The sequence below is a fragment of the Burkholderia sp. FERM BP-3421 genome, from assembly GCF_028657905.1.
Taxonomy (GTDB): domain Bacteria; phylum Pseudomonadota; class Gammaproteobacteria; order Burkholderiales; family Burkholderiaceae; genus Burkholderia.
This window is the reverse complement of record NZ_CP117781.1, coordinates 1988693-2008619: the sequence shown is the minus strand read 5'-3', so window position 1 is coordinate 2008619 and position 19927 is coordinate 1988693. Positions and strand designations below refer to the sequence as shown.

Genomic DNA, 19927 nt, shown 5'->3' with positions numbered 1-19927 from the left:
TCAGGCCGTGGCCATCTGCCGCCAACTGCTGCCGATCGGGCGCAGGGCCAGGCGCAGCAGGGCGATCTTGCCCATGTAGAAGCCGGCGGACGATTGCGTGAGATAGCGTTCGTAGCGCGCGGTGGTGTCCTCGCCGACCAGTTCGACGGCCGCCGCGCGATGCTTCTTCAGGTTCGCGGCCCAGGTCTCGGTCGTGCGCGCGTAGTGCAGCCGATGGTTCACCACGTCGGTGATCTCCATCACGCCGTCGGCCGCCGCGGCGATTTCGGCGAGCGTGGGCAGATCGGCGTCGGGGAAGATCTCCTGGTTGATGAACTGGCTGGCTTCCTCGCGGCGCATCGTGCCGTAGGCGATCGTCTGCAGCGACAGGCGGCCGCCGGGCGCGAGCCACGTGCGGCAGGCCTCGAAGAAGTCGCGATACACCTGGATCTTCTGCGCGACGGTGTCGCTCGGCTTGGCGAAGTGCTCGAACGCGCCGATCGACACGATCGAATCGTAGGGCGCGGCAGGGCGATGATCGACCCAGTTCTCGAGCCGCACCTCGAACTTCGGATGGTTCAGCTCGCGTACGCAGGCCGCCTGATCCTCGCTCAGCGTGAGGCCGACGATCCGTTGCAGCCCGGGCAGCTCCGCGGCCGCCCGCATCATGCCGCCCCAGCCGCAGCCGATGTCGAGCAGGCGCGTCGCGCGGTCCGCGCGCGCGTGCTGCAGGTGATGCTCGATCTTGCGTCGCTGCGCGAGCGCGAGCGGTTCGGTGGCGGCGGGCGTCCACAACGCCGACGAATACGACATCGTTTCATCGAGCCACAGCGCGTAGAACGCGCGGCTCACGTCGTAGTGATAGCGGATGGCGTCGGCCGACCCGCCATACGTCGCATCCTGCTGCTCCAGCCTTGCCGTCATGTCGTGCTCTCCTGTCCAGGTTCCGGGTGCGCGGCGCGAGGTCTACGCGCCGGCGCCTTCGCTCACCACGCGCTCGGCCAGCACGGCGCCCATGCCGTCGAGCGTGCTTTGCGAGAAGAAGATCGAGGGCGGGATGTCGATGCCGAGCCATTCCTCGAGCTCGATCAGCATCGACGTGATCAACGCGGAATCGAGGCCCAGCGTGTCGAACTCGCTGGCCGGATCGATCGAGTCGACCGGTACGTCCAGGACGCCGGCGATGTAGTTGCGGCACCATTGAACGATGTCTTCGGGGCGTTTCGCGGGGGTGTTCATGAGCGGGTGTCTCCTTGGGATTGAAGGGATGCGTCCTGTTCTCAGCGCGCGGCGGCGCGGCGCATTTCCAGCTGGGCCCGTTCCGGCACCTTGATGTCGCGCGCGAGACCCAGCACGCCCATCAGCCAGATGAACCAGTAGCCGGGGTCGACGCGCCACCACCGAAGACCGAACCAGGCCGAGCCCGGGAAGGCGTGATGATTGTGATGCCAGCTCTCGCCGAAGATGAAGGGGGCGATCAGGCCGATGTTGCGGCTCTTGTCGCGCGTCGCCCAGCGGCGCGTGCCCATCATGTGACAGAGGGAGTTGAGCGACCAGATGCCGTGCTCGAGCACGAACATGCGCACCATGCCGCCCCACAGGAAGCCCATGAGCAGGCCGCTCCAGGAGCGTTCCACGAGGGCGCAGAACAGCGCCGGCAGCACCAGCCCGAGGATCACCCAGCGCTGGTAGTGCTTGTGGATCCACGCGATGGTGCGATCGCGCATCAGGTCGGGCGCGTAGTGCACGACGCTCGGGTACGGGTGCGCCATCATCCAGGTGAGGTGGGCGTGCAGGAAGCCGCGCAGCCGGCCGCGCCAGTCGTCGCCGTGAAGATTGGGCGAGTGCATGTCGCCGTCCGCGTCGCTGCGCTCGTGATGGCGTCGATGCATGGCCACCCAGGACAGCACGCTGCCTTGCCCGGCCATCGCGCCCGTGATGGCGAGCGCGTTGCGCAGCGGCCGCGCCGCCACCCAGGACTTGTGCGCGAACAGGCGGTGGTAGCCGGTGGAGACCCCGAGCCCCGTGACGGTCCACATGACCAGGAACGCCGCGAGTTCCGGCAGCCCGGGACGCAGCACCGGGATCAGCAGCAGCGCGACGACGGTGAACAGCGCGGGCAGCACGTCGTGCAGGATGAAGTGTCGGCGCTGCTTGCGATGCAGGAACGGATCGTTGATCGTGAGGCGCGCGTTGGCCTTGCCCGGCGTCTCGCGCGTATGGATGGACTGGAATTCGGATTCGAAACTCACGATGGCTCCTTGTCCTGGGGACTGAGGCCGGCGGCGGGCTGCGCGCGATCGGCGATGGCGAACAACGCGCGCGCCTTGGCCACCGGACGTCCGTCGGCGGTGAGGGCGGCGTCGGCGAAGGCGAGGTGCTTGCCCACCTTGTTGACGGTGACGTGCGACTCGACCCAGCTGCCCAGCGCCGCCGCGCCCAGGTAGTCGATCGTGAGGCTGGCCGTGACCATGCTGAGCGTGGGTTCGCGCGAGAAGGCGGTCACGTAGCCGAGCGAGACGTCGGCGAGCGTGGCGATCAGGCCGCCGTGCAGCGTCGATACGCTGTTGAGGTGTTGTTCCAGCACGCGCAGGCCGAGGCTGAAGCCCGTGTCGCCCGGGCGATAGAACAGCGGCCCCACGAGATCGAGGAACGGGCTGCTGCGAAACAGCGGCAAATAGCCGTCCGGCGGCGCGGCCGAGGTGGAGGCGGGGTTGGCTTCTGTCGAGTCGTGAGGCATGTTCCATCCTTCGTTTATCGCTGATGAAAGCAAACCCGGGATAGTCGCGCCGGATGACGCGGGCCGTCCGGCGACGTATCGATATTCGGCGCGGCGCGGATGGGCCGCTGCATCTCGATCGGGATTTGCCATCGATTAACCGTGGCGATGCGGCTTCGTGCACGTCAATGCCATTGCGCCGGCGCGACGCGCGCGAGGTCGGCTATCGGACGACGCGTGTTTCACGACGACTTCCACGGGGCCACGATGCGCCGCGCGACATGCTGATTGCACAGCGGAACCGTTTCCCGACAGCGTCTGCATGGGAAAACCCGCCAGGCAAGTTTGATTCTGTCCGTTGGCAACACGCGGCCGCGAACGACCGCTTCACCGCTTGGGTACGCCGGGGCCGTCGACGGTGGACGACGGCCATCCGGGCTGCTGATTCAGGATCTGGAACGAACGGATGGATCGTCTCGGAATCCGGATCGCCGCCGCCTCGCGACGGTCAGCGCAAGCGGCTGGCGACCCGTTTTATCTCGTAATTGTCGGGATGATTGGACCTGACATTGGATGCGCAAAATAGCTGCCCGAATGGGCAGGGTGCCAGTGAATTTGCATATGATGCAATGGAATTGCGCAGGGAGAAATTCAAAGGGCCGGAATCAGCGATATTCCGAGGTTTGTGCCATATCCATGGCGATTTTTTGATGAAACGGCGGTGGGCGGAGTGAAAAAATAAATAAATAAAAATGCGCGACGCGTCGCTTGACGATACGGTTATTTCATTTCCATTTCCCATTGGATCGGATTTCAGGAATAGGGCAAGAGAATGAATGCGCATCGGTATTCGCTGCGCGTTTCGGCAACGCGGTTTGCGCGGACTGATTCAGGTAACGTTGAGCCTGTTGCACGAAATACCCGGACACAAGCATCGCGCCATTCGAGCAGCCGCCCCGGACGAAGGGCGGAACCCCGTGCCCCGCCCATGTCACGGCGACGGGCGCTGACGGCGGGTCATTGCGCTCGTGGGCGCCGTACACATCCGCGGCCCACCCGGGCCCGGTTCGATCGCGAGGGTGAGGTATGCATGCGTGGAGAGAGACGTACCTGGACGCCTTTGCAGCGGCCAGAACCGAAGATGAGGTGTTTCAGGAGTTGCGGGTCGCCGCGCGGGAACTGGGCTTCGAGCGGTGCTCGTTCGGAATCCGCGTGCCCTTTCCGATCAACAATCCGCAATTCACGTTGCAGTCGGACTATCCGGAAAAGTGGGTCGAGCGCTACGTGGACCGCAATTATTTCGCGATCGATCCCACGGTCCGCCACGGGCTCACGCAGACGCTTCCCCTGATCTGGCAGGCCGGCGGCCAGACCCGGCAGGCCGAGTTCTGGGAGGAGGCCGCGCACCACGGCCTGCGCTACGGCTGGTGCATGCCGACCCGCAGCCGCGCGGGCGTGAGCGGGCTGGTGACCCTCGCGCGCTCGGCCGAGCCGGTCGACAAGCGCGAACTGGCGGACAAGGGCTACCGGATGTCGTGGCTGGCGACCGCATTCAGCAGCGCGATGAGCGAGTACCCGCAGGGGGCGGACTACGCGGTCGAGCTGACCGCGCGCGAACGCGAAACGTTGCAGTGGTCGGCGGCCGGGAAGACCTATGCCGAAACCGGCAAGATCATGTCGATCGACGATCGGACCGTGAAGTTTCACCTCGTCAATGCGATGCGCAAACTGAATGCGATGAACAAGACCGAGGCCGCGGTCAAGGCTGCGATCCTGGGGCTGCTGGTTTAGGCGTTGGTTTAGGCGCTGAGACTAGCGCTGGGATTGGCGCTGGATTGGCGCGGCGCGGGCGGGCGTGGCCGGCGTGGGTAGGCAGTCGTCGCCCCGATGCCGTTGCTGACCGGTGATGGATGACCAGTGATCGGCGATGAGCGATGGGCGATGGCACGCGGGTCCGCCGGCGTGGCGGCGCATGGGGCGCGCGAGACGTGGCCGGTCGCCGTCGGCAAGCCGTGGCGCACACGACGTTGGGCGCGGGGCGCCGCCGCCGCGCGGCGACCGAGCGTTCGCGGGCTCGGCTCGTCGTGGCGGCGATGGGGGGCGGCGTCCGGTCGCGTCACGGCGGCCCGAGTGAGTGCGTGCCCGAGCGACTGGGCGCGCGGCGGCTTTGGCGCAGCCGATCGTCGATTCGCCGGGCGCGCCTGAACGCACACCCCTCAAGCTCGCGCGCGCGCCGCCGATATCCAGGCTGTCGAGCGCCGTGTCCGCTCGCGCTCTCCTATTGTTCAACGTGAGCTATTCCGATCCCCTGTTCCTGCCGACCGAGGTCCGTGCGCTGATGGACACCGTGCTGCGCAATGAGCGCACGCTGCGGCGGTTTCAGGACATCGAGCTGGCGCTGATCGGCGCGGCGGGGCTCGCGGCCTTCATCGACGCGCTGTTTGCGCGATTCCCGGCGGAGTTCTCGCTCGACGCGGTGCGGGTGTGGCTCGATCGCGCGCAGCCGCTCGCGGCGGAGATCGTCGACGACGCGCCGCATCCGGACGTGACGGCGGATCTGCCGCTCGGGGCCTGGCTGATGCGCCTGACGGCCGGCGGCGTGCCGTGGCTCGGCGCGCCCGGAGCCTGGGCCGGCGCGGCGTTCGGTCCGGCGGGGCCGGCGCGCGTGGCGAGCGCGATCGTGCTGCCGCTGCGGCTCGGCGACGATCGCGCCGCCCGTACGATCGGCTGCCTGTGCCTGGGCAGCGCTGATCCGGAGCGGTTCGCGCCGGGCATGGCGACCGATCTGCTGGAACGCTTCGCGCGCATCGTTGCCGCGAGCCTCGACAACGTCGCGCACCGCGAGCGCCTGCAGCGCCTCGGCATCACCGATGCGCTGACGGGGCTCGCGAACCGCCGCTACTTCGACGAACGTTTGCGGGAGGCGGTGCTCGGGGCGGCGCGCCGGCAGGAGACGATCGCCTGCCTGTTCTTCGACATCGACCGTTTCAAGCAGATCAACGATGTGCACGGACATGCGGTGGGCGACCGCGTGCTGGTGGCGGTCGCCCACTGCGCGCGTTCGCAGCTGCGGGCGGGCGACACGCTCGTGCGCTACGGCGGCGAGGAGTTCGCGGTGCTGCTGCTGCGGACCGCGCGCAACGAGGCGACGGTGGTGGCCGAACGGGTCCGGCACGTGGTCGCCGCGCTCGAGCTGGACGTCTCCGACACGCACCCGATGGCGCTGCGGGTGACGGTGTCGATCGGCGTGTCGGTGCGCACGATCGAGGAGCCGGTCGACGCGGCGGGCGCGGTTGCGCGGCTGCTGGACGCGGCGGATGCCGCGATGTATCGCGCGAAGCGCAACGGGCGCGACCGGGTCGAATTCGCCTAGCCGGCGCGGCGGGCTGCGCCGCGACGGGGCGGCCGACCCGGGGCGGCGCGCGACGGGCTTGACCGGGCGAGGGCGGTGAGCGCCGGCCCGAAACCGGAAGCCCGAAACCGGAAGCCCGAAACCGGAAGCCCGAAACCGGAAGCCCGAAACCGGAAGCCCGAAACCGGAAGCCCGAAACCGGAAGCCCGAAACCGGAAGCCCGAAACCGGAAGCCCGAAACCGGAAGCCCGAAACCGGAAGCCCGAAACCGGAAGCCCGAAACCGGAAGCCCGAAACCGGAAGCCCGAAACCGGAAGCCCGAAACCGGAAGCCCGAAACCGGAAGCCCGAAACCGGAAGCCCGAAACCGGAAGCCCGAAACCGGAAGCCCGAAACCGGAAGCCCGAAACCGGAAGCCCGAAACCGGAAGCCCGAAACCGGAAGCCCGAAACCGGAAGCCCGAAACCGGCGGCCCGAAACCGGCGGCCCGAAGCCCGAAGCCCGAAGCCCGAAGCCCGAAGCCCGAAGCCCGAAGCCCGAAGCCCGAAGCCCGAAGCCCGAAGCCCGAAGCCCGAAGCCCGAAGCCCGAAGCCCGAAGCCCGAAGCCCGAAGCCCGAAGCCCGAAGCAGGGTCGGATCGTTCGCCGCACGCCGTCATCGGCCCGCCGCGGCCCCGTGATATTTTGATTCGCGCGCCCATTTGCCGCGCTGATCCCTTATCCTTGTCGGCTTACTAAAATATTACGTTCAAAATGGAGCGCGGATGCCTCATGACGTCAGCCTGATTGCGTTGCTCGCGACCGGTTTCGGTCTCGCGATGATCTTCGGTTACCTTGCCTCGCTCTTGAAGATGCCGCCGCTCGTCGGCTATCTGCTGGCGGGCATCGTGATCGGGCCGGGCACGCCCGGCTTCGTCGGCGATCTCGCGCTCGCGCAGCAGCTGGCTGAAATCGGCGTGATGTTGCTGATGTTCGGCGTCGGGCTGCATTTCTCGCTGGGCGACCTGCTCGCGGTGCGCAAGATCGCCCTGCCGGGCGCGATCTTCCAGATCGGCGTCGCGGCCGCGCTCGGCTGCGGGCTCGCGCTACTGTGGGGCTGGAATATCGGCGGCGCGCTGGTGTTCGGGCTGTCGCTGTCGGTCGCGAGCACGGTGGTGCTGCTGCGGGCGCTGGAGGGTCGCGGGCTCGTCGAATCGGTGAACGGGCGGATCGCGGTCGGCTGGCTGGTCGTCGAGGATCTCGTGATGGTGCTCGTGCTCGTGCTGCTGCCGCCGCTCGCCGGCCTGCTCGGCGGCGCGACGCCCGACGCCGCGCACGGCGGCGCCCCGGGCGGCAGCCTGTGGGGCACGCTCGGCACCACGCTGCTGAAGGTCGGCGCATTCATCGCGCTGATGCTGGTGGTCGGCAAGCGGGTGTTCCCGCGCATCCTGTGGCTGGTCGCGCGCACCGGCTCGCGCGAGCTGTTCACGCTGTGCATGATCGCGGCGGCCGTCGGCGTCGCGTTCGGCGCGGCGAAGCTGTTCGACGTGTCGTTCGCGCTCGGCGCGTTCTTCGCCGGCATGATGATGCGCGAATCCGAGTTCAGCCGCCGCGCCGCCGACGAAACCCTGCCGCTGCGCGACGCCTTCTCGGTGCTGTTCTTCATCTCGGTCGGGATGCTGTTCGACCCGGGCATCCTCATCAACGAGCCGCTGCACGTGATCGAGGTCGCGGCGATCGTCGTGATCGGCAAGACCCTGGCCGCCGTCGCGCTCGTGCTCGCGTTCCGCTATCCGCTCAACACCGCGCTGACGGTCGGCGCGGGCCTCGCGCAGATCGGCGAGTTCTCGTTCATCCTCGCGAGCCTGGGGCGCGGCCTCGGCCTGCTGTCGGCCGAAGGGCAGAACCTGATTCTCGCGGTCGCGCTGATCTCGATCGCCCTGAATCCGCTGCTGTTCGCGATGATCGAGCCCGCGGCCGCCTGGATCCGCCGGCATTCGGCGTTCGCGCGACGCCTCGAGTCGCGCGACGATCCGCTCGCCGCGCTGCCGATGTCGACGCCGCAGACGCATCTGACCGGGCAGGTCGTGATCGTCGGCTATGGGCGGGTCGGCACCCGGATCGGGCAGGCGCTCGACGAGCGCGGCATCGCGTACGTTGTGGTCGAGCAGAACCGCGAGCGGGTCGAGAAGCTGCGCGAGGAGGGCGTCGCGGCCGTGTCGGGCGATGCGATCGAGCCGATCGTGCTGGTGCAGGCGCACATCGCGCGCGCCGGGATGTTGGTGGTCACGCTGCCCGACGTGTTCGACGTCCGGCAGATCGTCGAGATCTCGCGCACGCTCAATCCGACCATCGAGATCGCGCTGTGCACCAACAGCGACGACGAGGCGTCGCTGCTCGTCAACGAAGGAATGGGCACGGTCTTCATCGGCGAGACCGAGCTGGCGCGCGGCATGACCGACCACGTGCTGTCGCGCATGACGCCGCACGTGCCCAAGCCCGCGCATTGACGCGACGCGCGGGCCGGCGCGCCCGCCGCGCGCGGCCTCTCAGTCGAACGATTCCAGCGTCAGTTCCTGCGCCATCACCCGGTTGCCGGCGAGCAGCCCGCCGTCCACCGGCAGCGCGACGCCCGTGATCACGCGGGCGGCCGGCGAAGACAGGAACAGCGCGGCCTGCGCGACGTCGTCCGGCGTCGCGAAATCATCGAGCGGATACCACTTCCTCAATTCGTCGAACACGCGCGGGTTCTGCTTCACGCGCGCCTCCCACGCGGGCGTCCTGACCGTGCCCGGACACACGATGTTCGCGCGCACGCCGCGGCGGCCGTATTCGATCGCAAGCGACTTCGTGTAGCTGACGAGGCCGGCCTTCGCGGCGCTGTAGGCCGGGTGGCCGAGCGCGTTCATGCCGTTGACCGAGCCGATCACCGTGATCGCGCCGCGACCGAGCGCGAGCATGCCGGGCAGCACCGCCTCCACGCTCACGTAGGTCGCGGTCAGGTTCGCGTCGAGGTCGGCGCGCCACGACGCGATCGTGGTGTTGCGCAGGGTCGTCGACGCGGCGGTGCCCGCGTTGGCGACCAGCACGTCGACCGCCGGATGCGCGGCGAGCGCCGCCTTCAGCCGGGCGGGATCCGTGAGGTCGTCGATGATCGGATGGACGTCGCCGGGGCCGAGCGCGTCGAGGAACGCGCGCAGAGCGGCCGCGTCGCGATCGAGCGCGAGCACGCGGCCGCCGGCGGCGGCGAAGCAACGGGTCAGCGCCTGGCCGATGCCGCCGGCGGCGCCCGTGATCAAGGTGGTGCGGGGAGTCGTCATGTCGGTTCCTTGCCTCGCGCGCTCAAAGGCCCAGCGACGCGCGCGCCTGTTTTTCGTTGTCGCGCGTGATCAGCGTGCCCGAGGTCAGCACGACGGGCGGCGGCGCCTGGTTCTTCGTGATCCACTCGTACATGTTGACCGACGTGTCGTAGCCGTGTTGGCGCGGATTCAGCAGGATCGACCCGTAGAAGCCCGTCGGCTTCGGCTTGGCGAATTCGTTCATCGCGACCTGGCTGCCGTTGATGCCGACCGCGACCATGCTGTCCGCGCCGATCCCGCGGCCCTCGGCCGCGCGCACCGCGCCGACCGTGGTGTCGTCGTTCGAGCCGAACGCGACCCAGTGCTTGAAGTTCTGGTGCTTGGTCAGCGCGATGTTCGCCGCGTTGAACGCGCCTTCGGTGTCGGCCGTCATTTCGGGGGCGTCGATCACGTTCGCGGCCGGGAAGCCGGCGGCCTTCAACGCGTCGACCGCGCCCGTGGTGCGCTCGCGCGCGGTCGGCAGCTGGTCGTAGGCGAGCCGGATGATGCCGACCTCGGCGGGATTCCAGCCGCGCCGCCGGGTCTCGGCGGCGATCGCCTGACCGACCTGCTGGCCGATCTTGTACGCCGAGATGCCCATGTGCGGCACGTTGGCGAGGGGCGCGCCCTTGCCGTCGACGAGCTGGTCGTCGACCGACATCAGCTTCATGTCGTAACGCTTCGCCTTCGCGACGATGCCCGGCCCGAGCTTCACGTCGGGCGCGCAGATGATCACGCCCTGCGCTTTCTGCGCGGCGAGGCTGTCGAGCGCGGTGGAGACTTTCTCGCCGCTCGGCGCGGCGATCTTGACCAGCGTGAAATGCTTGTCCTTGGCGGCCTGCTCGGCGAAGCGCCATTCGTCCTGGAACCAGGGGTCGTCGGGCTGCTTCACGATGAAGCCGATCTTGACGGGGGCGGCGTCCGCCCGTGCGACGACGGGGGCCGACAGGCATGCGCCGGCGGCGATGCCGGCCAGCACCCGCTTGGTCCAGTGAAATCCCATGATGTCTCTCTCCTGAGCGCCTGATCTTGGAAGGACCGCGCGGGCGGTCGCACGGACGTCGCGCGGGGGCGTCCGTGGTGCGGGAGATTGTAGGAGGGAGGCGGCTCGCCGCTCAAATATTGCGCGGCGATCCTAAAGAATGGGATGGGCGGGGCGGCTCAGGTTTTCGGCTTGGCGGCCGGCTTGGCGGCCGGCTTGGCGGCCGCGGCGGCCTTGGTCGGGCCGGGCGGCGCGTCGGGCGGCACGCCGAGCAGCTGCAGCGCGCCGCTCGTGACGCCGGAGAACACCGGGCCCGCGACCGTGCCGCCATAGTAGCTGCGGCCGGCCGGCTCGTCGATCATGACGGCGACGATCAGGCGCGGGTTGCTCATCGGCGCCATGCCGGCGAACAGCGCGCGGTACTTGCCCTTCGCATACGAGGCGCCGACCTGCTTGCGCGCGGTGCCGGTCTTGCCGCCGATCCGGTAGCCGTCGACGCGCGCGGCGCGCCCGGTGCCGCCTTCGCCCGCCGCCATTTCCAGCATCGAGCGGATCGCGGCGGCGGTGGCGGGCGAGGTCACGCGGTGGCCGCGCTGCGCCTCGAGCGCGTGGACGTCGGTGTTGTTCCGGAGCAGCGAGACCGGGTGGATCGTGCCGTCGCCCGCGTACGCGGTGTAGACCTGCGCGATCTGCAGCAGCGACATCGACAGCCCGTAGCCGTACGCCATCGTCGCCTGCTCGATCGGCCGCCAGCGCTTGTAGGGACGCAGGCGGCCCGAGGCGACGCCCGGGAAGGTCAGTTCCGGCGCGCGGCCGATGCCGTATTCCTGGTACTTGTTCCAGATGGTCTCGGCGGGCAGGTTCAGCGCGAGCTTGGCGAGCGCGACGTTGCTCGACTTCTGCAGCGCCTGCGCGACCGTGAGCGAGCCGTGGTTCGAGGTGTCGTGGATGACCGCGGGGCCGATCTTGTAGCTGCCGGGCGCGGTGTTGATGAGGGTCTGCGGGCTGACCTTGCCTGCGTCGATCGACAGCGCGATGACCACCGGCTTGATCGTCGAGCCGGGCTCGAAGGTGTCGATCACCGCGCGGTTGCGCAACTGCTGGCCGGTCAGGCGGGCGCGGTCGTTGGGATCGAAGGTCGGGTAGTTCGCGAGCGCGAGGATCTCGCCGTTCTGCGCGTCGAGCACGACGACGCTGCCCGCTTGCGCGTTGTTCGCGAGGATCGCCGACTTCAGCTGCGCGTAGGCGAGCTGCTGGATCCGCCGGTCGATCGTCAGCTCGATGGTGGCGCCGTGTTGGGCGGGCACGAGCGGGCGGGTGTCGGATACGATCCGGCCGAGCCGGTCGCGGATCACCTCGCGCTGCCCGGCGGTGCCGGACAGGCGGTCGTTGGTGGCCAGCTCGACGCCTTCCTGGCCGTGATCCTCGACGTTCGTGAAGCCGACCACGTGCGCGGCCGATTCGCCTTCCGGGTAGAAGCGCTTGGAATCCGCGACCTGGGTGAGGCCTTCGAGACCGAGCTTGTCGATCCGGGCGGCGGTCTCGGGATCGATCTGGCGCTTGAGCAGCACGAAGCTGCGCTCGTTGTTCAGGCGGCGCTTGAGCTCGGGGAGCGGCATGTCGAGCAGCTTCGCGAGCGCGGGGTACGCGGCTTCGTCGACCTGCTTCGGATTCGCCCAGATTTCGTAGGTGGACAGGCTGACGGCGAGCATCGCGCCGTTGCGGTCGACGATGCGGCCGCGCATCGCATCGAGCTCGATGGTGCGCTGGTAGCGTTTCTGGCCCTGGCCGGCATAGAAGTCCTGATTGGCGATCTGGACCCAGAAGGCGCGCGCGATCAGCGCGCCGAAGGCGAGAAACACGAGGATCACGACGAACTTCGAGCGCCACATCGGCAGGCTCGCCGACAACATCGGGTTCTTCGCGACGGCGAGGTACGGCTCGGAGGCTTTCGACTTCTTCTTCAGGGTCATGGACGGGCGGGTGGACGGCAAACGCGCCCCGGTGGAGGACGCTTCTAGGGGGTGATTGTAATAAATGCGTAATCGCGATGTGTGGAAGTCGCGCGATTTCGGTTAAAACACTGTCAAATCGTGGTGGAGTGCAGACAAATTCGGGACGGAGAGGCGGGAGGCGGAGAGGCGGAGAGGCGGAGAGGCGGAGAGGCGGAGAGGCGGAGAGGCGGAGAGGCGGAGAGGCGGAGAGGCGGAGAGGCGGAGAGGCGGAGAGGCGGAGAGGCGGAGAGGCGGAGAGGCGGAGAGGCGGTGAGGCGGAGAGGCGGTGAGGCGGTGAGGCGGTGAGGCGGTGAGGCGGTGAGGCGGTGAGGCGGTGAGGCGGTGAGGCGGTGAGGCGGTGAGGCGGTGAGGCGGTGAGGCGGGCGGCCCGATGGCCGCCCGCGCGGGTCCGTCAGGCCGGCAGCGCGAATCGCGTGACCGCCGAGCGCAGCGCGTCGGCCTGGTCGCGCAGGGAATGCGCGGCCGCGGCCGCCTGCTCGACGAGCGCCGCGTTCTGCTGCGTGACCTGATCCATCTCGCCGACCGCGCGGTTCACCTGCTCGATGCCCGCGCTCTGTTCGCGCGACGCGTGGCTGATCTCCTCGAGGATCTCGTTCACGCGCCGCACCGACTGCACGATTTCCCCCATCGTCGCGCCTGCATGGCTGACCAGCGATGCGCCATGCCCGACCGTCTGGTTCGACGATTCGATCAGGATCTTGATCTCCTTCGCCGCGGTCGCGGAACGCTGCGCGAGCGTGCGCACTTCGCCCGCCACCACCGCGAAGCCGCGTCCCTGTTCGCCCGCGCGCGCCGCTTCCACCGCCGCGTTCAGCGCGAGAATGTTGGTCTGGAACGCGATGCCGTCGATCACGCCGATGATGTCGCTGATCTTGGTCGAGCTGTCGGTGATCGCGGTCATCGTGCGCACCACGTCGTCCACCACCGCGTTGCCGCGCTGCGCGATCTGCGCCGCCTGGTCGGCCAGCTCGGCGGCCTGTGCGGCGCTGTCGGCGTTCTGCCGCACGTTGGAGGTCATTTCATCCATGCTCGACGCGGTCTGCACGAGCGCTGCCGCCTGCTCCTCGGTCCGCTGCGACAGGTCGGTGTTGCCGGCCGCGATTTCGTTCGCGCCGACATGGATGTTGTCGGTGCCGAGCCGCACGCGCGACACCATGTCGACGAGGCTCGCCTGCATCGCGTGCAGCGCATGGAGCAGGCTCGCGCCGTTCTCGTGGCGCACGTCGACGTGCGCGGTCAGGTCGCCCTGCGCGATGCGCCGCGCGGTGCTGACGGCGTCCTCGAGATCGCCGCCGAGGCTGCGGCGCACGCTGCGCAGCACCAGCGCCATCAGGCCCGTCGCGATCAGGCCGAGCACGAGCGTCATCGCGAACCAGCGGCCGATGCTGGCGAGCACCGCCGCGCGCACGTCGTTCATGTACATGCCGGTCACGAGGTACCAGTCCCACGGCGCGAAGCGCTGGACCACGCTGGTCTTCTCGACCGGCGTGTCGTTGCCGGGCTTCGGCCACAGGTACTCGACGTAGCCCAAGGCGCCCTGATTGCCCGCCTTGACGATCTCGACGAACAGGTGCTTGCCCGCCGGGTCGGTCATGCCCGACACATCCTTGCCGGTCAGCTCGGTTTTGATCGGATGCATCACGATCACGGGTTTCGAATCGTTGATCGAGATGTAGCCGTCGCCGCCGTAGCGCATCGCGGCGATCGCGACGAGCGCCTCGCGCTTCGCGTCGGCTTCCGACAGCGCGCCTTGCTGCGACAGCTTGTAGTAGTGGTCGGTGACGTGATAGGCCTGATTGATCAGCGCGGCCAGCTGGTCGCGGCGGTCCGAGATCATCGATGCACGGTTTTGCCATGCGCCCAATGCTCCGATCAATAACAAGCCCAACCACAGAACGACGATCATCGACGCGAGCTTTTGATTCAGAGTCAGGTTGCGCATGGTGGTCCGCAAGGAGTCGAGTGGCCCGCACCGATGGTGCGAATGGGGATCACTGTTTGTCGGCCGGGCGCGCGGCCGGGCGCAGACAGGGAATTCCCTAGGCGACGAACGGGCATGATGGTGCCACGCCGTGCGGAAACGGCGGGCAGCCGGGGCGTCGCGTTGACCGGACCCGTGGCGTGCTTGCGGGACTACACAGGGTCCTTGCTGGGGGGGCCTTCGGGCGGTTCCTGCGGACGTTCGTGATGGCCGGGCGCGAGCGGATCGTCTTCCGGATCGCGGGTGGGATCGGCGGGTGGGTCGGGCAGCGGCGTGGTGTGGTCGGACATCGGCGTCTCCGAGGTCGCGGGGCGCCGTCGCACGGCGACGGCCATCCTTTCCGTTATAGCCAATCGGCGGACGCTTTGCCGGGCGATCGTGCGTCGGCGCGAATCAAGCGGGCGAGGCGGGCGGCGCGAGGTCGGCGGGGGTGTCGACGTCGCGCAGCACGCCGGGGTCGTCGAAGTCGAGCAGCGTGACGGGGTGCGTCGTGAGCAGCGTGCGCGCGCCCGCGTCGCCGTCGAGCGCGACGAGCGCCTCGTAATGGTGCGCGGCGAAGCCGACCGGATGGCCGCGCTGGCCGCGATAGGCGGGCGCCACGATCGAGGCCGCGCCGCTGTCGAGCGTGCGGGCGAGCGTCTCGATCGTGGCGGGCGCGATCCACGGCATGTCCGCGAGCGCGACGATCCAGCCATCGGCGTCGGCGCTCGCGCGCACGGCGGCGGCGAGGCTCGCGCCCATGCCGCGCTCGGCGTCCGCGGTATAGAGCACCTGGCAGCCCGCCTCGTTGAGCAGCAGCGCGAGCCGTTCGGCGCCGGGGCGCACGATCGCGATCACGTCGGCGACGGCGGTCGCGAGCCGGCGCGCGGCGGCGACGGCGACCGGCGTGCCGTCGGCGAGCGGAGCGAGGAGCTTGCTGTGCACACCGCTCGGATCGAAGCGGGTGCCGAGGCCCGCGGCCAGGAGGACGCCGGTAGCGAGTGAGGCATGAGTCATGGCGGCGTCGGCGGGGGAAATGTGCTGCGATTGTGCAGGGCGGCGCGCATGATCGCAAGTACGGTGTATTCCGGAGAACGAACGCTACAATCGCGGCATCCCGATCCGACCACACGCGACCCATTCGCGACATGCCGACATGAACCAGCCCGCGCGCCTCGATGCGAATGCCGCCTTGTTGTTGATCGATCTCCAGCAGGGCATTCATCACCCGAAGCTGGGGCGGCGCAACCAGCCCGATGCGGAGGAGCGGATCGGCGAATTGCTCGCCTGCTGGCGGCGGACGGCGCGGCCCGTCGTGCACGTGCGCCATGTGTCGCGCGATCCGGACTCGGTGTTCTGGCCGGGGCAGCCCGGCGCGCTGTTCCAGGCGGCGTTCATGCCGCGGGCGTCGGAACAGGTGGTCGAGAAGCAGGTGCCGGATGCCTTTGTCGCGACGGGGCTCGAGCGCCGGCTGCGCGAGCGCGGCATCGCGCAGCTCGTGATCGCGGGGGTGATCACGAACAACTCGGTGGAATCGACCGCGCGCTCGGCAGGCAACCTCGGTTTCGAGACCGTGGTCGCCTCGGATGGCGCGTTCACGTTCGACCGGTGCGATCTGGCGGGCAGGCTGTGGCGCGCGGAGGAGATCCACGCGTTGTCGCTTAGCAATCTTGCAATGGATTACGCGCGCATCATGACGACGGCGGAAATCGTGGGGCTGGCGGAAGAGGCGCGGCGGGGCGAGGGGTGACGTGCGACCGCGCGCCTGTCCGGGGGGCATGCGGCTTTCGGCAATGCGCGGAACCTGGGGCGCGGCGCGCCTTCCCTCGGGTTTCGCGTGACGAATGCGTTGCCGGGCGGTGCGCGGCGCGCCCGGTGAACGGGCTCGGATCGGCGCATCGGCGCGCGCGAAAGGGGCAGCAGCAGGTACGCCGCGCGCGAAGCGGACCACGCCATCAGCGGGCGATACGGTAGGGAGACGCGGAGATCACTCTAGGGCCGCGGCCGGCGCCTCACATCATGGGAGCGATCGCGCGTGAAGCGGCCGCGCGGCGCCCCTCAACCCTCATCCACGTCATCGACCAGCTTGTGCCGCAACGCATAGCGCACGAGCGCCGCTTCATGCGGCATCTGCATCTTCTCCAGGATCCGCGTCTTGTAGGTGCTGACGGTCTTCGCGCTCACGCACAGCTCCTGCGCGATTTCCGACAGCGTCTGCCCGACCGCGATGCGGCGGAACACGTCGAATTCGCGGTCGGACAGCCGGTGGTGCGGCAGCGTGTCGGCGGGCTCGTTGAGGCTCTGCGCGAAGCGCTCGGCCATCGCGAGGCTGACGTACACCCCGCCCGACGCCACCTTCGTGACCGCGCCGACTAGCTCGGCGCTCGCGCTTTCCTTGGTCAGGTAGCCCGACGCGCCGGCGCGGAACGCGCGCACCGCGTATTGCTGCTCGGCATGCATGGTGAGCACGAGGATCCGCAGCGCGGGCTTCTCGTCCTTGATCTGCTTGATCAGCTCGACGCCGTTGCGGCCGGGCATCGACAGGTCGAGCACCAGCACGTCGGCCGGCGTCGAACGCACGAGCGCGATGGTGGTGGTGCTGTCGAACGCCTCGCCCGCGACGTTGAAGCCGGTGGCGCTGCGCAGAATATGGCGCAGACCGTCGCGCACGAGCGCGTGATCGTCTGCGAGTAGGACCTGGATCATGAAGGCGACGTTTCCTGTTGGATCGATTGCAGCGGGAACGTGACCGTGATCGAGAAGCCGCGGTCGCGGCCGGTATCGATCGTCACCATGCCGCCCAGCATGTGCGCGCGTTCGCGGATGCCGATCAGGCCGAACGACTTGTCCAGGCGGCGCGGCGCGGCGTCGGCGTCCGGCGCGCCGCGGCCGTTGTCGGCGATGCGCAGCGTGCAGTTGCCCTCGTCGATCGTCAGCGCGAGCGCCACCTCCGTCGCGTCCGCGTGACGCGCGACATTGGTGAGCGCCTCCTGGACGATCCGGAACAGGGTGGTCGCGCCGTTGCTGTTGAATGCCGTATCGCCGGGCTCGATGTCGCGTTCGACCTCGATGCCGTAGCGGTTCGTGAAATCCTGCGCGAGCCATTCGATCGCGGGCACGAGCCCGAGGTCGTCGAGCATCACCGGGCGCAGATCCGCCGCGATGCGCCGCACCGACGCCACCGTCGAGTCGATCAGCCGATGCATGCCGCGCAACTGCTCGGGCACGGCGGGCGTGGCGCCCGGCGCCGGGTGGGCGAGCGCGTGCTCGAGCGCGGACAGGTCCATCTTCAGCGCGGTCAGCTGCTGGCCGAGATCGTCGTGCAGCTCGCGCGCGATGCGGGTCTTTTCTTCCTCGCGCACGTTCTGCAGGTTCGCCGACAGCTCGCGCTGCTCCTCGCGCGACTGGCGCAGCGCATCCTCGCCGCGCAGCCGCGCGGTGATGTCGCGCAGCATCACGGTGTACAGCTTGCCGTTGCCTTCGCGGATCTGCGAGATCGACGCCTCGATCGGAAATTCCTCGCCGCTCGCGCGCTGGCCGAACAGCACGCGCTGCCGGCCCATCTGTCGCTCCGATACGCCGGTCACGCCGAACTGCTCGACGTGCTTCGCGTGCGCGCCCCGGAAGCGCTCGGGAATGAAGCGCGACAGCGGCGCGCCGATCGCTTCCATCGCCGATACGCCGAACACGCGTTCGGCCATCGGATTGAAGATCACGACGGTCTGTGCTTCGTCGATCGTGATGATCGCTTCCATCGACGAGCGGATGATGCCCATCATCCGGGCTTCGTTGAGCGAGCCCGGCGCGTCGACGACGACGGTCGCGCGGCGACGCACGATCTGATAGAGCGCGGCGGCCAGCACGGCCGAACCGGCGAGGCCGCCCGCGACCAGCGCGGTCCACAGGTCGGCCGCGCCCGCCGTGCCCGCGCGGATGTCGGCGGTGTAGGCGAGCGTGAGCGTGTCGCCGCCGAAGCGCAGGACGTCGGTCTGGCGCCACTGCCGGCCGGGCATCGCGATATCGTCGGTGCCGGCGTCGGCCGCGAACAGCGGCGTGAGGTCGCCGGCGCGCGAGGCGCTGATGCCGATGCCGCGCTCGTCGGCGCTCGCCTGCTCGAATACGCGGCGCACGTTCAGCGAGGCGAACACGAAGCCTTCGAGCGCCGCGCGGCGCACCTCGCGCGACACCGGCACGCTGTCCGGCCGGTAGACCGGCAGGAACAGCGTCAGCGCGGCCGGATGGCCGTCGCTCGCGTCGCGGACCGCGAGCGCCACCTGGCCGGTGTCGGCCGCGCGCCAGAGCGCGCCGGCGTCGCGCGCGCCCATGTCGGCGGGCAGCTCGACGGTGGGCGGCGCGAAGCGGGTGACGCTGATCGGCAGCGTGCTGGGCGGGCCGCCCGCCGCCGTCGCGCCGGGCCGCGCGGCGGCGAAGCCGAGCGCGCGCACCGGCGTGCGGTTGCCGTCGAGATCGAGCGTCGAGACGTAGGTGTTCCAGGCGTCCTGGCCGGGTGCGCGGACGAGCGAGAGCGCGCCGCGCGCGCCGTCCAGCGCGGCCGCTCCCGCGCTCAGCTCGCGGCGCAGGGCTTCGGTCAGGTGCGTGGCGCGCCGCTCGAAGCGGGCATGCGCGGCGGCTTGCCAGCGCGCTTCGACGAAGCCGGCCACGCCGAGCGAGGCCGCCGCGCCGAGCGCGAACGCGACGAGTGTGATCGACGCGGGACGGGCGTGCAGCCACGAAACACGCGCGGCGTCCGTGGTGCTCGCGTCGCCGTGTCGGGAAGAGGTTCCGCTAGCGGTCATGAATCTCTACGATGACGGAACCCGGCGCCGGTGGTCCGGCGTCTGTCGCGGCGCGCGAGCCGGGGTCCCGTCCTGAATGGACAATGTGAAATTGTGCGCGTTTTACTTGTTTTTTGCCAATCGGAACCAGACCCGCGTCTTGCGCGGGGGCGTGCGTATCGATGCCGCACGTGTGTTCCGGAGGCTTGATGCGGGTCAAGCAGGCCGGGCGGGCGGCGCGCGAGACTGCTGGTGGAACGCGTTTCACGCGGTTTTTCCGAATCGGGAGAGGCTTATGTACAAACGGATCTTCGTGGCGGTCGACGGCAGCCACAGTGCGCAGGTTGCGCTTGATGAAGCGATCAGGATCGCCGTTGCCGGCGATGGAATGATTACCGCGGCGTGCGTCGTCGAGCATCGGTCGCAGCTGGTCGATGTCGAATCCGGCTTCGCCGAGGCCGGAGACGATCGGGATCGGGCCGTCGAGGTCGCGACGGCGGCGCTCGAAGCGGCGCGCGCGCAGTTCGAACGCCATCGGGTGAAGGGGTCGGTGCGCGCGCTCGATGCCTACGGCGAGGACGTGGCGACCGTGCTGATGCGGACCGCGGGCGAATTCGACGCGGACCTGATCGTGATGGGCACGCGTGGGCGTCATGGCCTGCGGCGACTGCTGCTCGGCAGCGTCGCCGAATCGTTGTTGCGGCTCGCCGATCGTCCGGTGTTGCTGCTGCGCGATGGGCCGGAGCCCGCGCGACGGGCATAAAAAACGCCCGGAGGCCGGGCGTGAAGGCACGAGAACTGCCAGGCGCGCCGTGCGGCGCGCCTGCTCTC

Annotated in this window: 17 protein-coding genes; 5 read left to right on the top strand and 12 right to left on the bottom strand. The window is 69.1% G+C overall.

The genetic code is table 11. The features are described from left to right. The 4 genes from Bsp3421_RS11865 to Bsp3421_RS11850 are packed head-to-tail and all read right to left on the bottom strand — an operon-like array spanning nt 1 to nt 2719. Nucleotides 1-903, bottom strand: coding sequence for a class I SAM-dependent methyltransferase (locus Bsp3421_RS11865; protein WP_273996154.1), 903 nt, complete (start codon nt 901-903; stop codon nt 1-3). A gap of 42 nt (nt 904-945) precedes the next feature. Then, nucleotides 946-1218 carry an acyl carrier protein gene (locus Bsp3421_RS11860; RefSeq protein WP_273996153.1) on the bottom strand — a complete coding sequence of 91 codons (273 nt, stop codon included), beginning with the start codon at nt 1216-1218 and terminating at the stop codon, nt 946-948. 41 nt (nt 1219-1259) lie between these two features. Further along, on the bottom strand, nt 1260-2231 hold the full coding sequence (locus Bsp3421_RS11855; protein ID WP_273996152.1) for an acyl-CoA desaturase: 972 nt from the start codon (nt 2229-2231) through the stop codon (nt 1260-1262). Then, on the bottom strand, nt 2228-2719 hold the full coding sequence (locus tag Bsp3421_RS11850) for a PaaI family thioesterase (RefSeq protein ID WP_273996151.1): 492 nt from the start codon (nt 2717-2719) through the stop codon (nt 2228-2230). Before Bsp3421_RS11850 ends, Bsp3421_RS11855 begins: the two co-directional genes overlap by 4 nt. A 1125-nt stretch (nt 2720-3844) precedes the next feature. Here Bsp3421_RS11850 and Bsp3421_RS11845 point away from each other — a divergent pair. The 3 genes from Bsp3421_RS11845 (at nt 3845) to Bsp3421_RS11835 (ending at nt 8536) form a co-directional block, all read left to right on the top strand. Then, entirely contained in the window at nt 3845-4489 is a 645-nt protein-coding gene (locus Bsp3421_RS11845) for a LuxR family transcriptional regulator (RefSeq protein WP_273996149.1), read from the top strand. A gap of 469 nt (nt 4490-4958) precedes the next feature. After that, nucleotides 4959-6071: a GGDEF domain-containing protein gene (locus Bsp3421_RS11840; protein WP_337995259.1), complete on the top strand. Its 1113-nt coding sequence runs from the start codon at nt 4959-4961 to the stop codon at nt 6069-6071. Nucleotides 6072-6811: 740 nt separating this feature from the next. Beyond that, entirely contained in the window at nt 6812-8536 is a 1725-nt protein-coding gene (locus Bsp3421_RS11835; RefSeq protein WP_273996148.1) for a cation:proton antiporter domain-containing protein, read from the top strand. A 39-nt stretch (nt 8537-8575) separates the two neighbouring features. Here the strand turns inward: Bsp3421_RS11835 and Bsp3421_RS11830 are convergent, their stop codons facing one another. From Bsp3421_RS11830 to Bsp3421_RS11805, 6 genes are all read right to left on the bottom strand, one after another. Then, the gene (locus tag Bsp3421_RS11830; RefSeq protein WP_273996147.1) at nt 8576-9346 is read right to left on the bottom strand and encodes an SDR family oxidoreductase; all 771 of its coding nucleotides are present in this window, start codon (nt 9344-9346) and stop codon (nt 8576-8578) included. A gap of 22 nt (nt 9347-9368) precedes the next feature. Further along, nucleotides 9369-10367, bottom strand: coding sequence for an arabinose ABC transporter substrate-binding protein (locus Bsp3421_RS11825; protein ID WP_273996146.1), 999 nt, complete (start codon nt 10365-10367; stop codon nt 9369-9371). Between the two features lie 158 nt (nt 10368-10525). Further along, complete coding sequence (locus Bsp3421_RS11820) at nt 10526-12319, bottom strand: peptidoglycan D,D-transpeptidase FtsI family protein (RefSeq protein WP_273996145.1); 1794 nt, start codon at nt 12317-12319, stop codon at nt 10526-10528. 433 nt (nt 12320-12752) lie between these two features. Next, on the bottom strand, nt 12753-14303 hold the full coding sequence (locus tag Bsp3421_RS11815) for a methyl-accepting chemotaxis protein (protein ID WP_273996144.1): 1551 nt from the start codon (nt 14301-14303) through the stop codon (nt 12753-12755). Between the two features lie 191 nt (nt 14304-14494). Further along, nucleotides 14495-14632 (bottom strand): hypothetical protein, encoded by a 138-nt coding sequence (locus Bsp3421_RS11810; RefSeq protein WP_273996143.1) that lies wholly within the window; start codon nt 14630-14632, stop codon nt 14495-14497. Nucleotides 14633-14735: 103 nt separating this feature from the next. Continuing rightward, complete coding sequence (locus Bsp3421_RS11805) at nt 14736-15338, bottom strand: nucleotidyltransferase family protein (RefSeq protein WP_273996142.1); 603 nt, start codon at nt 15336-15338, stop codon at nt 14736-14738. Between the two features lie 139 nt (nt 15339-15477). Between Bsp3421_RS11805 and Bsp3421_RS11800 the strand changes: the two genes are divergently transcribed. Further along, nucleotides 15478-16071, top strand: coding sequence for a cysteine hydrolase family protein (locus Bsp3421_RS11800; protein ID WP_273996141.1), 594 nt, complete (start codon nt 15478-15480; stop codon nt 16069-16071). A 308-nt stretch (nt 16072-16379) separates the two neighbouring features. Here the strand turns inward: Bsp3421_RS11800 and Bsp3421_RS11795 are convergent, their stop codons facing one another. Together Bsp3421_RS11795 and Bsp3421_RS11790 are read right to left on the bottom strand one after the other, a co-directional pair. Continuing rightward, entirely contained in the window at nt 16380-17027 is a 648-nt protein-coding gene (locus Bsp3421_RS11795; protein ID WP_273996140.1) for a response regulator, read from the bottom strand. Next, nucleotides 17024-19117: a PAS domain S-box protein gene (locus Bsp3421_RS11790; RefSeq protein ID WP_273996139.1), complete on the bottom strand. Its 2094-nt coding sequence runs from the start codon at nt 19115-19117 to the stop codon at nt 17024-17026. The genes Bsp3421_RS11795 and Bsp3421_RS11790 overlap by 4 nt, the downstream gene beginning before the upstream one ends. A 274-nt stretch (nt 19118-19391) precedes the next feature. On the opposite strand from Bsp3421_RS11790, the gene Bsp3421_RS11785 reads away from it, so the two are divergent. Further along, complete coding sequence (locus Bsp3421_RS11785) at nt 19392-19859, top strand: universal stress protein (RefSeq protein WP_273998359.1); 468 nt, start codon at nt 19392-19394, stop codon at nt 19857-19859. Nucleotides 19860-19927 lie beyond the last annotated feature (68 nt).

Coding starts and splice junctions, on each gene's coding strand:
- Bsp3421_RS11790 (WP_273996139.1), bottom strand. CDS start 19,117: ATGACCGCTAGCGGAACCTCTTCCCGACACGGCGACGCGAGCACCACG.
- Bsp3421_RS11815 (WP_273996144.1), bottom strand. CDS start 14,303: ATGCGCAACCTGACTCTGAATCAAAAGCTCGCGTCGATGATCGTCGTT.
- Bsp3421_RS11810 (WP_273996143.1), bottom strand. CDS start 14,632: ATGTCCGACCACACCACGCCGCTGCCCGACCCACCCGCCGATCCCACC.
- Bsp3421_RS11860 (WP_273996153.1), bottom strand. CDS start 1,218: ATGAACACCCCCGCGAAACGCCCCGAAGACATCGTTCAATGGTGCCGC.
- Bsp3421_RS11850 (WP_273996151.1), bottom strand. CDS start 2,719: ATGCCTCACGACTCGACAGAAGCCAACCCCGCCTCCACCTCGGCCGCG.
- Bsp3421_RS11785 (WP_273998359.1), top strand. CDS start 19,392: ATGTACAAACGGATCTTCGTGGCGGTCGACGGCAGCCACAGTGCGCAG.
- Bsp3421_RS11820 (WP_273996145.1), bottom strand. CDS start 12,319: ATGACCCTGAAGAAGAAGTCGAAAGCCTCCGAGCCGTACCTCGCCGTC.
- Bsp3421_RS11865 (WP_273996154.1), bottom strand. CDS start 903: ATGACGGCAAGGCTGGAGCAGCAGGATGCGACGTATGGCGGGTCGGCC.
- Bsp3421_RS11830 (WP_273996147.1), bottom strand. CDS start 9,346: ATGACGACTCCCCGCACCACCTTGATCACGGGCGCCGCCGGCGGCATC.
- Bsp3421_RS11825 (WP_273996146.1), bottom strand. CDS start 10,367: ATGGGATTTCACTGGACCAAGCGGGTGCTGGCCGGCATCGCCGCCGGC.
- Bsp3421_RS11805 (WP_273996142.1), bottom strand. CDS start 15,338: ATGACTCATGCCTCACTCGCTACCGGCGTCCTCCTGGCCGCGGGCCTC.
- Bsp3421_RS11800 (WP_273996141.1), top strand. CDS start 15,478: ATGAACCAGCCCGCGCGCCTCGATGCGAATGCCGCCTTGTTGTTGATC.
- Bsp3421_RS11795 (WP_273996140.1), bottom strand. CDS start 17,027: ATGATCCAGGTCCTACTCGCAGACGATCACGCGCTCGTGCGCGACGGT.
- Bsp3421_RS11835 (WP_273996148.1), top strand. CDS start 6,812: ATGCCTCATGACGTCAGCCTGATTGCGTTGCTCGCGACCGGTTTCGGT.